Origin of the sequence: Natronococcus sp. A-GB7 (genome assembly GCF_029688865.1) — an archaeon.
In the GTDB taxonomy this organism is placed as follows: domain Archaea; phylum Halobacteriota; class Halobacteria; order Halobacteriales; family Natrialbaceae; genus Natronococcus.
In genome coordinates this window covers 1-11,299 of sequence record NZ_JARUKV010000051.1, presented here as the reverse complement: position 1 = coordinate 11,299, position 11,299 = coordinate 1, and the positions used below count along the sequence as shown (strand labels likewise).

Genomic DNA, 11,299 nt, shown 5'->3' with positions numbered 1-11,299 from the left:
TTCGGACCGACTTCGCCCGATCGTTCCATCCCTCGTGGAAATACCCAGAGGTTCGTGCCGATCTCGCCGTGCCAGTCCATCGATCGGCCGGTGAGAACGAGATTCTCGGGCCCGATGTAGACCAACCGCGTACACATTTAGGCTCTCCCCCTCTCTATCGGCAGTCGTTTATTCATTTCCAAACACGAATCCACGATACCTCGAGCAAGGGAATAAATCCCATACGGTCTGGACCAAACGATCATTACTTTTTGTATATCAAGTCGGATGATGTGCCACATTCGCGTTGTGTATTCAGCACGGTTCTCTAAACACATCCATTAGCGGATGGAAGTGATTGTGCTAGGTTCGCCTCTCTACGTAACGCGTGTTCGTCTCGAACGCAACTGTACTCAAGAGAGCCAGCCGTTACGTATAGAGGATAGATGCAGCGAAAGACGTTCGTTTGTTCCGACTGGTCTGTGCTGAATCAGCTACGTATACCTGCAAACTGAACGACTAATAGCAAACGCGTTCAGTTAGCAGTAGTAGACCCAGAAGATGTGCCCGTCCAAGCATTCGATTTCCGTGTAGTCGCCGAATGCACGTCTGTACGGGCTGATCTCCAGTTCCACGTCCGCTTCGGGAGCTGGAACGTTACTGATTTCTCCACACTCCGGACACGTGACTTCCCGTATTTTTGATGGTTGCATCTTTTCACTGTCCCAACGAGAACCATTACTATGCCGAAAGTTAGATGGCTATCTTCTGCAATTTCTGCAGTCTCTGACTACCGTGCAGACGATCAGCAAGTGTCAGCTGTTGCAGCGCAATCAACGACTGCTGAAACAACAGTAAATAGCTATCTGTACTCGTTTCTCGTAGTCCGTTTCGCGGAAAGCGCATGACCTTAACCAACATCGGCCGATATACACCCAGTTGTTGGTTAAATCGGATCACTCCTCAGGCTCGCCGTCGACAGGGATACCGGTGAGCCTCCACTTTGCCTGAGTGAGGACACCGGCCTGATCGACCATACGCTCGCGACGCTCCCGGTAACGCTCGAGTTCTCGCTGTTCGTCGACGTACTCGACTAACTCAATGACCTCGTCAATACGACTGTTCGTAACCGCGAGTTGCCGCTGTAAGCGATTACGTTCGTTCTGGAGTTCATCCACCCGCTCCGTGAGGCGCTCATACTCGGTGATGAAAGTTCTCACCGCCTCGCTCTTCGATTCATACTCGCTGCCGTCCCCTGTTTTCTCCTTGAGGAACTCGGTTTACTTGTCGGTGATGGTAACTGTTAGTCTTGGCACCGGCGACTCTCCTCACCGTCCGTAAGAACTCGCTCATACAAGTGATTCAACCAGATGTACGACTGACGCAGAGCTATATTTCACGAGAAGTATCTCAGCGATTAGAATTGCAGGGCCCACAATCCCTGACCGGATCCATGGCATTGAATCAGTCTTGAGCGTGGGCCCTGCAACAGGATGTTGCCAGCCTGTCTGTAAAAATCTTCGCAAGAAGATGGTGCGATCCAGCAGTTTCTATGCTCGGTGATCTTTGATCCCAGATCGCAAGGCGCCGCCGAAAGAGAAGTACCGAACGCGGTCAAGCTGCAAACCATTGGAAGCCCTTCTTTCGCCAGAAAAGATCTGTACCGATTGGTGCTGCCGGACGGGCTACGAGTCGAGCTCAGCGGACTCGAAGACAGTCGTCCAAGGGAGCTGTATCAATCGGCCGACCGGGTGCGACGATCTGTTAGACGCCGCTCGAAAAGGAGGAGATCAGCGGGACGCCCAACCGAAGAACAGCCAGACGTCGCCGTGCTTGCCTTTCAGGTCCTTTCGTTCGCGATACCGCTTCGGTCGTGCCCGAGCAGTTGATCGCTCCAGCAGGACCCCGCTTGCTCTGTATCCGCTCGTCCCTTTCTTCGATCAGTTCGTGTGCGACAGTGCGTTTCTGCCGGCCTTTGTGCTCATGTTCGGGTATCACCTCGAACGTGTCTTTCTCAGCGATCGTACCGGTATAGCCGCCGTGACCGTGCATATTTCGAGCGTCCTCGACAGCCTTCGAGAACGCTTCTTCGACGGTTTTCCCGAACGCCAGCGTCTCGAACGTCACAGCCCCCATCAGAATCCCCCCGTTATACGCTCATAGGCGGTGCTTTCGGCGGTTTGATCCAAATCGGTGTTGTAGTTCTGAGTGTCCATCATAAAAGGACCTCCGCTAGAGCACTATCTGGCGGAACTGCCGTTCGGTGCAGCCGGGGTCGTCGACGCGGATCGGAGCGCGATCGGGTTCGGGCACCGGCGTACGATTCTTGTCGATCGTTCGCCGCTCGTGGAGCTTCTGCATGATCTTCTCGTGCTGCCGATCGCCTGGCCGTTCAGGTGCCGTTACAGCGCGGGCTTCGGCAACGACAGGTCGCTGGTCACTCTCGGCAGCGCTCTCAAAACGGAGCGACATGGGTCTATTCGCTGTCGCTTTGGTTGCTCGATCGGCGTTCGGTCATGGTCTCTTCAACCATCTCGAGGAACTGCTCGCGGTCCTCCTCGATCTCCTCGATCGAGTTCCGCCCGAGCGTGGCCTTCACGCGGTCCTCGTCGCGAGTCCCGCCGCCGCGTTTGCTCTGTACCTGAAGCGTGCAGAATCCGTCTTCGTTCTCGGTCAGTTCGGTTTGAAGGTCGTCTTTCCGTGCCATGGATCAGTCAGGGAGTGTCTCCCTGTACCCATATATTGTATGGTTGCTATATTAAAAGTACCGATTCTCGTCGCTGCTCTCGAGTACGCTAAACGTCAAACGTCAGTGCCCCGTCTTGAGAAAACGACTCGTCGCAGCCGGCAGTGAACTCGTAGGCGAGCATTCGGGCGGTCGCTTCGGCGAATCCGGCGCGAACCAGTCGTCGAACCGATCCCCTCGAGGAGCGGACACCGGCGTTCGGACCACAATCTGCGTCGACTGTGTGAGGGGCCTCGGGGGACATCCTCAACCGGGAAGTACCGGGTCCAAGTAGACCGTCGGTGATCACGATCTCCCAACCGAGCCACAACCCTCACTGTCTCACTCGACTCTCGAGATCGCGAGCTCGTACGCTGTTGGGTGCTAAAAACTGAAAAACGATGTAGCGCCGCCGCGGCTAGAGCCGAAGGGTGTCGGTCTCGAGGCCGGCGCCGGCACCGTTGAATATCTCAACCTGCTCACGGCAGGCGCGACAGCCGTGCAGCGTTCCATCATTCGCGGCGAAAACGCGCCGATATTGCTCGGTCACGTGAGCGCCGCAGTTGTCACATTCGGGCATTGTTAGTCCCTCTGCGTGACGTGCTCGCCGAGGTCGGGATCAATCGAGCTCTCGTCGACACCGGCCGGGATCTCCCAGTCGCCGGTGGCGTAGCGGACCCGCTTTTCGTGCTTACACTGCTCACCCGCTCCGAGGTTATAGGTCGCATCAGGGCAAGTGCACGACCCTTCGCGGAGGTCGACCGTGTACTGCTTCTCAGTGATCACGACGTACATGTCGTCAGCCCCGCGAACGTGGTCGAAGTCCTTGAGAACGGTCATGTACTCAGTCAGGGCGCGAACGCTACGGTCGTCGATATCGGTGATTGTCGGTCCGGCGCTTCCAGCGTCGTTCTGTGTCGCAATTTCGGGTGCCATGGAATCCAGTCAGGGAGTGGTTCCCTGTAGCCATATATTGTATGGGTAGTGTGTTAAAACTGTCGGTCGGTCATGGCTCGCAGGCGATTCGGTACCTTTATTATCTTACCCATATATTGTATGGTTATAGGGGCGCTCCCTGACCGGAACCATGGCACTTGCAGAACCCAACGCGGAAACGGAAGCAGAGACCGAGAACCGAGGCCTCGCGGCGGGTGAGGTCGAGATGATCGACTACGAGACGATCCAGATGATGCATGACGAACCTGGCGACGCACAGATTGACGGGAAGACGCGCTTCGTCGCCGTTGCCCGAACGCTCGAGAGCGAAGATGTCAGCCTTTTACCGGGTCAGACGGTCGTTCTCTACGTTGACACCGGTGCGAACGTTGCCTTCGAGCGCTGGTTCCCGCTGCCACTCGAGTGGGAGGGTGTTCCACGCTCGGTCGTTGTCTCGCAGAATCAGGAATTCAAGCCACTCTCCAACGACCTGAAGGCCACTGCGGAGCAAGTCATTGAACTCTACGACGGCGTTGAGGTTGACACGGACGAAAACGTGGATTGGCGGGTCGCCGAAGAGGAGTAGACGGGCCGATGTCCACCGAACAGTTATCGCTCGTTGACGCACTCGAGGCCGCTACCGATAGTGAGACGGCCGACAGCGTCGCTGAACGCGAGCTCGACGAACCCGAGACCAAAGCGGAGCTACGTGCTCGAGCGGCGTCGCACGCTGCCGACGTCGCCGGTGAGCACTTCCCCGAGCTGCCGGTCGAGTCGATCAACTGGGAGACATCGACCCAGATGCAGCGCTCGGCAGGAAAGGCCGGCTACAACCGAGCGAACGATCAGATCACGATCCGACTTTCGTGGGACGCATACCGCGAGTACGGCTGGCAGAAGTTCGCTCGGACGGTCCGTCACGAGCTGATCCACGCCTACCAGTTCCACAAGCACGGCGAAGCCGATCACGGTCCAACGTTCACCCGGTGGGTTGATCCACTTGACACCGATCGCCACTGCGAGCGCTTTGCTGACCCAAAATACTGGATTGTCTGCGATGACTGCGAGAAGCGCGACCCGCGCTACCAGCGCTCGAAGATCGTCAAGAACCCTAGCAACTATCGCTGTCAGTGCGGTGGCGATCTCCGAGTTGAGGACGCCTGATCTGGCGCCCTCCCTGCAGTCGATCAGTACCTTTATGTTGTTCCCATATATTATATTGATATGTCGGATATTCCCTGACAGAATCCATGGCACTCACGATTGAGATCCGAGACGCTGACAAGCCGGCCGAGGAAGCCCGCATCGTCGCGAGTTGCGAACGCGGTCAGCAGCTTTCCCAGCTACTCAAATCCACGGGCGATGTCGAGCCGAAGAGCGTTGATGAGTTGAAGCGGTGCCCGGTGTGCACTCCAGTGCCAGCCTAGCTGAACTCGTGATCAAACACGGGAACTGCGACGACCTGGAGGGCTGCACCAAAGCGCTGCTCGAGGGGGACGGGATGTCAGGATGATACGTCCCGACACCTCTGGCCGACATCACCGGTACCATGGTGGGTGGCGTCCTCGCGACGCCGTCGCTGTTCGACTCAGCGCACCGGCTTCTGGTTCGACGGCCTCCCTGCCTGAAGGCCGACGCAACACGGATCCATGGCACAAACATATCCTAACCCCAATGACCGAAGACAAGAACGTCGACATTCGAGAGATCCAGACTGCTAAGCTCCGACAGGCGAAGGGATCGGTCGTTGTCCGGATCACGAACGCAATCCGCGCGGCCGGTCTCGAGGATGGCTCGTTCCGGTTCGATCCGCACGCCGTCGAGGAGATCGGCATGGTTCCCGCGATCGGCGTGGAAGAGCGGATCGACGGCCGGACGGACCCGCTCGCGAGTTCGATCCGATTCGAAGGTGACGGAAGCGTAATGATGCTCACTGTCCCGCAAGAGGTCCTTGAGGCACTTGGGATCGACTCTGATGAGATCAACTGGGATAACCCACCTGAGCTGAACGTGTGGGCCGGCGATCAGCTGCTTGCCTTCGAGCGCCCCGATGAGAGAACCGTCCAGATCGACCGCGACGAGTTAGATGATGAGAACGATGGCTGACGCTTCTCGATCGGCTCTCGACATCGACGCCATCCGGGAAGCCGCCGACTACTGGATTCGATCTACCTACTCGGAATCGGGCCGGGCGATCCACATCCCTGCCAAAGAGAGCACGCGAGACGAATCGGAGACACCGTGTCGCCATACGCCTCGTGCCGGCCGATGGCGGACTGTCGACCTCGACCATCTCGATAATGACTTCCTCAAGGGACGGCTTTGGAGCGAGTGTGCCGCCAAAGCTCTCGGTGAGGAGTATCAACCCGGTGGCGACGACATCGACTACTCACGAACGCCTCTCGACAGGCTCGCGGATGCTGGCCTTCTGGACGAAGACGACGACCGATTGAGTGCTGATGGAAAAGCTGCTCAATCGCGTGACGTAGACGGAGAAGCTGAACGTGAGCGTGGTTTGTAGTGGCCGAAGCACAGGCCGCCGAAGCGCGACCTGTTCCCAACGTCACTGACTACGAACTCAAACGCTACCTCCAACAGATGGATCCCTTCGAGTTCGAAGAACTCGTTGCGGCCCTCTGGGACCGAAAAGGATGGGACGCTGCAGTCGATGGCGGCACACACGATCGCGGTGTCGACGTCCGGGCTACCAAGTCCTACCCCTATGAGTCGAAGGTACTCATCCAGGCAAAGCGCTACGGACCGAACACGACCGTTGGCTCACCAGAGATCCAACAGTACGCATCTCTCGCTCACCAAGAGAACGGCGTCGACAAGGTGCTAGTCGTCACGACTAACGAATTCTCCCGACAGGGCCTCGAGCTTGCACGGGACCTGAACGTCAAAACGATCGACGGTGATGGCCTCGTTCACATCATTCGTGAAGAAGGCGCCGAGGATCTCGTCGCTGAATACCTCCCGCTGCCAACGCGTGATGAGAGCGGATCTGAACCATTATCTTCGCCCACCAAATCCACCGATTCAGCCAAAGTAGGCGGCCTTCTCTCGTCACTTCCATCGGTGCCAGGCCTCAAACCTCGCTGGCACTGGGTTGCAATCACGACCGGCTGCTGGGCGATCGCGACGGCGATTATGTTTCTCGTCGAGCCACCGCTCGGTCTCGGCGTGATCGCTGGCCTAGCAATCCTGATCGCGTGGCCTGGCTTGCCGATCGCGCTCGCACTCGATGGGATGTATCTCAATCAGACTCACGAGCGACGCTATTGGTGGTACCTCTACGCTGTCGTCGCGTTCACGCCGTTTCTCGCAACGTTCGCAGGACTGGTCTACCTGTACCGGCGAAAGGAGTTCGCCGGTCTCGAGCATCCATTCAATGCCGGCGAATTCATTCGTTGACTGATACTGATTTTCTCCCCGTTGACTGATAATTGATTTCGACTGGATTTCGGAGAGCCAGTCGATCCGTAGCTGTGCGAATGAAACCTTTTCTCTTCCTCGCTTCCTGTTACCAAATTACTGGGGGAGAAGAAGGATGTCAATTGACACCATAACTACTCTTGCTTGGACATCTTTAGTGAATGCCAAGGCTGTGGATTTGTTCTACAAGCGGTGAGCGATGCTGATCCCACTCCCAAAAACTGGGATTCATGTCCTCTCTGCGACGGAACTGATTTCGAGCTAATCGAGACATAGGACACCGGCATGTGACACTGAGCCTTTCCACCGCCTTCAGGACAAAACAAACTGAGTTGCTCCGAAGAAATTATCAGCGTTTATCTTTTAAGCTTGCAGCTTAATGCAGTGATATGAGTTCACCAAGTGAGGAAAGTGACAATGAAACAGGAAAATTGATCGATGTTTTATTAGTCGAACCCAATCAAGGTGATATCCGTCTTTTTGAGGAAAACCTTGAGCAAGGAAAGATCTTCAATACTATTCATACCGTTTCTAGTGGGGAAGCAGCGCTTGATTTCGTGAATCAGCGTGGCGAGTATGAAGAGGTGCCACAACCGGACCTCATTTTACTTGAGCCCCAGTTGCCTGGAAAGAGTGGCATGGAAGTCCTCTCGGAGCTGAATAACGAGCCAGAACTGAAGGAGATCCCAGTGGTAGTTCTCACGAGCTCAGAAGTCGGGCAAGAGATCGTGAAATCTCACGGCCTCGAGGCGGACGAATATATCCAAAAACCAGTCGAGGCTGAAGAATTCGTCGCATTTGCCAAAGAAGCCGAGGACTTTTGGCTCGCTATTATCCATGATAATGGCGAATCAGACGGGTGATTGTCAATGGCTGCCATCCTATGCCTCCAATTCACTCGGATCGAACGACCTCAATATCGCCAGCGCCGGAGACAACGACATCGTAGCCAGCATACTCAAAAGAAACCGACTGCAGACCGGAACTCCGCTCGGTGCCGACCAAGTCGTTCAGTGCCTCTGGGTTGATCACGTTGCTGAGGGGCGGCAACTCGAGTGGATCTGTGCCAGAAGCATCGGCAACTGCAGAAACGACTGCAACAACGGGTGTCATCTCATGGTGAGGACTCTGTTTCGACACTGGAACACCACTTGTCTGCTGAACAGGTGAATTTGGCATAGCACGGACTGCCACATCCCTGTATAAATTGCTTCGCAAACAGCCGACCCGTTCTCAGTGATCGTTTATCGGGGTTGAGTACGTCAGCCCGGCGTTCACGGCTAACACGTTCGGGAGCCAACCCCGAAATATCGCTTCGAGCCCGTAGGGCAAGCAAGAGATTGATAATGACTCCAACGAGTATTCCGAGTGTCGCGCACCACCCAACGCGACACTGCCACACAGCACCCCACCCTGCACCTGGCCACCGGCATCAGCTCCCCACCTGACCGGTGGCCCGTTTGCAACTCCTTTCCATCCTTTCCCGAAGATGTCTCGACAGAGAACCTTCAGCTACTGCAACAAAGAGAGAGGGTCTATTTGCACAGGCCACAAATAAGAATCCGATGTCAAGCGATTCGGATCCGTCTCGAAAACATACCTTTGGGTACCCAATTGATCTGCCTTCAACGCTCGAGGGGCTCAGCATCCAGTATCTGGACGTTAATGAGAGCCGTGCGCTCGTGATCTACCAGACTGCAATTCTCAATCTCGAGGTGCTCGAAGGCAAACTCTCGGCTGCAAGCCGTGTTGAACTCGAAGTGTATGAAGATCCTCGAGAGGACTACTCTGCAGACACGGAGAAAAGCAGTGGCTCAGTCGTCGACTCCCTCCTCGACCAGTTTACTTCTGCAAATAGCTCATCACTTTCAAATCAAAACTAAACCAGACAATACAGTTTCTCCCAGAATTGTAGCTCGAGACTGGCAATCGCATACGACAGGGATAACAATATACAGGTACAAGGATAAGTCAGCATGGACGATCTTACAGGCTTCCAGCGAGACCTGCTGTACGTCATCTCAGCCGCCGATCAGCCATCCGGGCAGGACATCAAAGACGAGATTGAAACCTACTATAGTACCGAGATCAACCACGGGCGGCTATACCCAAATCTCGACACGCTCGTCAACAAAGATCTCGTCGAGAAAGGCGAACTCGATCGGCGAACGAACTACTATGCCCTCACAGATGAAGGGGATGAAGCCATTGAGGAACGCCGTGAGTGGGAATCACAGTACGTCGACGTGTGAATCGCCTCGGGGTCAAGCCCCGGGGAATTCCCCTATCCCGACTGTAAACTGGAGTTAGACGTCGGTCCAGGACGCGCCTATACCATCATCTTCATCGTCATCACCCGCCTGCTCTTCTGACTGCTGTTCCGGATCCGGCCGTGGCTCTGGCGCCTCGGGTTCGGATACAGGTGCCTCCTGTTCCCGAAGTGGCTTTGCATCCGGCGAGTCGCCACCTTCGCCGTCGTCCCCCGTATCGGACTCGAGGTCGCTAGTCTCAACACTACCAGTCGAGCCGTCTAGCCAGGTCTCGATCGGGACCGCCGCTTCGCTGCCAACGTCGAACATGAGCAACTCGGGATCATCCTCGAGGTCGCGATCATCGTTCGGCACGATAGCGATCCGGAACGCCTCGGGCTCGGGAACCGAGCCATGGCCGTGCTCACGGAACATCGCCTCGGGAATAACGGGCTCGTAGATGTACGTCCACTCGTCAGTAAGCGGCCCCTTCGCACCGTACTTCCGCTCAACATCACCGTCACGTTCAACGACGTAGTTGGTGTCCTCGAGGTCGTAGTGAACGGTCGCCGGTGCATCGCTGGGATCGCGCTCGCGGTAGTCCTCAGGCCCATCAAACTGGAGGTATATTTCATCAGTATCCCGATCGCGACAGACAATCGTGTCGTCCTCAAGTTCGACCCACTTCGTCGAAACGTCGCCTGGCACAATCGCGAGCTTCTCGAGACCGGTGTCGTCGCGGGCCATCTCGAGTTGCCCGCGAGTGTAGAACTTCCGGGAAACCCCCGCCGGCGTCCGAACCGACACGAACGGGTCGCTGCCGTCGGCACCGAAGATCGCCGCGAGGCGCTCGGCGTTTCTCGTCAGTCCGTCGTCGCCACCGTCACCGACGACGAACAACAGCTGTTCTGGACTCGGGGCCTTCGCGGCGTTCTTGATCGGACCACCGGGCTTCGAGAGCCCCTTCGATTCGGCTTCGATGTACAGCGTCTCCGTCCCCGAGAGCTCGAGAATTGCAGGATACTCGCCCTCGAGACGTGACCGAACGATTTGGTCACGCTCGTCTTCCGAGAGATCGCCGTCAGGAACGATCGCCGACGGAACCTCACCGACCGCGTCGGGCAACTCATCACCGTCCTGGGTCGGCAATTTCATCTCGTACCCGGACCGTGTCCCCCACTCGTAGACCTCACGAAGCATATGGCGGTGCTTGCTCTTCCCGCCCGATCCACCCGACCCGGTCTCGAGACCGATCTGACCGCGACCCTCGGGCGTGACCGTAATCTCTAGCCCCCCGCTCGTACTCCGCTGCTCGAGGGCACCAACGGCCTCAAGCCGTTCAACGATGTTCGACGCCTGCGTGTACTCGAGGCCAGTCGCGTCGGTCACCGCCTGTTCTGCAGCCGACGTCTCGACTAAGTCTGACTCGGCGCGGATCGTCTCGTCGTAGATCGCCTTGAGTGCCGTCTGTGCAGCTTCGACATCATCGACGTCCATCGGCTCATCGACGGAGCCCTCGGTGTTCTCTCGACCAACTGCGTTGGCTGCATCCGACTGTCCGGTGTCGGCGAAGAATAGACCGTCCAGGATCTCCCGACCAGACTGGCGCTCGATGCCGTAGCGTTCGGTCGATTGCTGGATCAGATCGAACGCTTCCTCGATCGAGTGCAACGGCGGGTACGGTGGTGTCAGTTTCGCCATGAACGAGTCGTCCTCGTGGCGCAGTTTCGTCTGGGCGTGGTAGTCGGGGATCTGGGTCAAATCTCGAGGATCCTTTCCACCAAAACGATCAGAGAGCGCTCGAGCCTCATCAGGCAACAGCGGATTCAATGAGACCAGCGTGTTGCAGTTCGACAGAATCGCCTGTTGGGCCTCTGCATCCAACTGATGGAGCGTCTGCGTCGCCAACAACAATCCAAGCTTCTTCGAACGAGCCTTCGTGAGCATCTTATCAATCTGTGACGCTTCAGTGAGA

Annotated in this window: 17 protein-coding genes; 9 read left to right on the top strand and 8 right to left on the bottom strand. The window is 56.6% G+C overall.

The genetic code is table 11. The annotated features are described in order from the left end of the window. The 6 genes from QA609_RS23975 to QA609_RS23950 all read right to left on the bottom strand — a co-directional run. A partial coding sequence (locus QA609_RS23975) for a linear amide C-N hydrolase (RefSeq protein WP_278305143.1) occupies positions 1 to 137 on the bottom strand: 137 nt, incomplete at its 3' end. Between the two features lie 798 nt (positions 138 to 935). After that, positions 936 to 1,199, bottom strand: coding sequence for a hypothetical protein (locus tag QA609_RS23970; RefSeq protein ID WP_278305142.1), 264 nt, complete (start codon positions 1,197 to 1,199; stop codon positions 936 to 938). A 544-nt stretch (positions 1,200 to 1,743) separates the two neighbouring features. Beyond that, entirely contained in the window at positions 1,744 to 2,115 is a 372-nt protein-coding gene (locus tag QA609_RS23965; protein WP_278305141.1) for a hypothetical protein, read from the bottom strand. A 96-nt stretch (positions 2,116 to 2,211) separates the two neighbouring features. Next, positions 2,212 to 2,340 carry a hypothetical protein gene (locus QA609_RS23960; RefSeq protein WP_278305140.1) on the bottom strand — a complete coding sequence of 43 codons (129 nt, stop codon included), beginning with the start codon at positions 2,338 to 2,340 and terminating at the stop codon, positions 2,212 to 2,214. A gap of 115 nt (positions 2,341 to 2,455) precedes the next feature. Beyond that, positions 2,456 to 2,686 carry a hypothetical protein gene (locus tag QA609_RS23955; protein ID WP_278305139.1) on the bottom strand — a complete coding sequence of 77 codons (231 nt, stop codon included), beginning with the start codon at positions 2,684 to 2,686 and terminating at the stop codon, positions 2,456 to 2,458. A 600-nt stretch (positions 2,687 to 3,286) separates the two neighbouring features. After that, the gene (locus QA609_RS23950; RefSeq protein WP_278305138.1) at positions 3,287 to 3,640 is read right to left on the bottom strand and encodes a hypothetical protein; all 354 of its coding nucleotides are present in this window, start codon (positions 3,638 to 3,640) and stop codon (positions 3,287 to 3,289) included. A gap of 151 nt (positions 3,641 to 3,791) precedes the next feature. Here QA609_RS23950 and QA609_RS23945 point away from each other — a divergent pair, with 151 nt between their 5' ends. The 7 genes from QA609_RS23945 to QA609_RS23915 all read left to right on the top strand — a co-directional run bounded on the left by QA609_RS23945 (position 3,792) and on the right by QA609_RS23915 (position 7,938). Continuing rightward, the gene (locus tag QA609_RS23945; protein WP_278305137.1) at positions 3,792 to 4,226 is read left to right on the top strand and encodes a hypothetical protein; all 435 of its coding nucleotides are present in this window, start codon (positions 3,792 to 3,794) and stop codon (positions 4,224 to 4,226) included. An 8-nt stretch (positions 4,227 to 4,234) separates the two neighbouring features. Next, on the top strand, positions 4,235 to 4,804 hold the full coding sequence (locus QA609_RS23940; protein WP_278305136.1) for a SprT-like domain-containing protein: 570 nt from the start codon (positions 4,235 to 4,237) through the stop codon (positions 4,802 to 4,804). 86 nt (positions 4,805 to 4,890) lie between these two features. Then, positions 4,891 to 5,067: a hypothetical protein gene (locus QA609_RS23935; RefSeq protein WP_278305135.1), complete on the top strand. Its 177-nt coding sequence runs from the start codon at positions 4,891 to 4,893 to the stop codon at positions 5,065 to 5,067. Between the two features lie 247 nt (positions 5,068 to 5,314). Beyond that, positions 5,315 to 5,746 (top strand): hypothetical protein, encoded by a 432-nt coding sequence (locus QA609_RS23930; RefSeq protein ID WP_278305134.1) that lies wholly within the window; start codon positions 5,315 to 5,317, stop codon positions 5,744 to 5,746. Further along, positions 5,739 to 6,161 carry a hypothetical protein gene (locus QA609_RS23925; protein ID WP_278305133.1) on the top strand — a complete coding sequence of 141 codons (423 nt, stop codon included), beginning with the start codon at positions 5,739 to 5,741 and terminating at the stop codon, positions 6,159 to 6,161. The genes QA609_RS23930 and QA609_RS23925 overlap by 8 nt, the downstream gene beginning before the upstream one ends. Next, a complete protein-coding gene (locus QA609_RS23920) occupies positions 6,161 to 7,054 on the top strand; it encodes a restriction endonuclease (protein ID WP_278305132.1) in 894 nt (297 codons plus the stop codon). The genes QA609_RS23925 and QA609_RS23920 overlap by 1 nt, the downstream gene beginning before the upstream one ends. Positions 7,055 to 7,464: 410 nt before the next feature. After that, entirely contained in the window at positions 7,465 to 7,938 is a 474-nt protein-coding gene (locus QA609_RS23915; protein WP_278305131.1) for a response regulator, read from the top strand. Positions 7,939 to 7,969: 31 nt separating this feature from the next. Here the strand turns inward: QA609_RS23915 and QA609_RS23910 are convergent, their stop codons facing one another. Further along, entirely contained in the window at positions 7,970 to 8,254 is a 285-nt protein-coding gene (locus tag QA609_RS23910; protein ID WP_278305130.1) for a HalOD1 output domain-containing protein, read from the bottom strand. A gap of 386 nt (positions 8,255 to 8,640) precedes the next feature. On the opposite strand from QA609_RS23910, the gene QA609_RS23905 reads away from it, so the two are divergent. Then, the gene (locus QA609_RS23905) at positions 8,641 to 8,958 is read left to right on the top strand and encodes a hypothetical protein (protein ID WP_278305129.1); all 318 of its coding nucleotides are present in this window, start codon (positions 8,641 to 8,643) and stop codon (positions 8,956 to 8,958) included. A 93-nt stretch (positions 8,959 to 9,051) separates the two neighbouring features. Further along, complete coding sequence (locus QA609_RS23900) at positions 9,052 to 9,327, top strand: helix-turn-helix transcriptional regulator (protein ID WP_278305128.1); 276 nt, start codon at positions 9,052 to 9,054, stop codon at positions 9,325 to 9,327. Positions 9,328 to 9,381: 54 nt separating this feature from the next. On the opposite strand, the gene QA609_RS23895 is transcribed toward QA609_RS23900, so the two are convergent. Further along, a partial coding sequence (locus QA609_RS23895) for a TraM recognition domain-containing protein (protein ID WP_278305127.1) occupies positions 9,382 to 11,299 on the bottom strand: 1,918 nt, incomplete at its 5' end.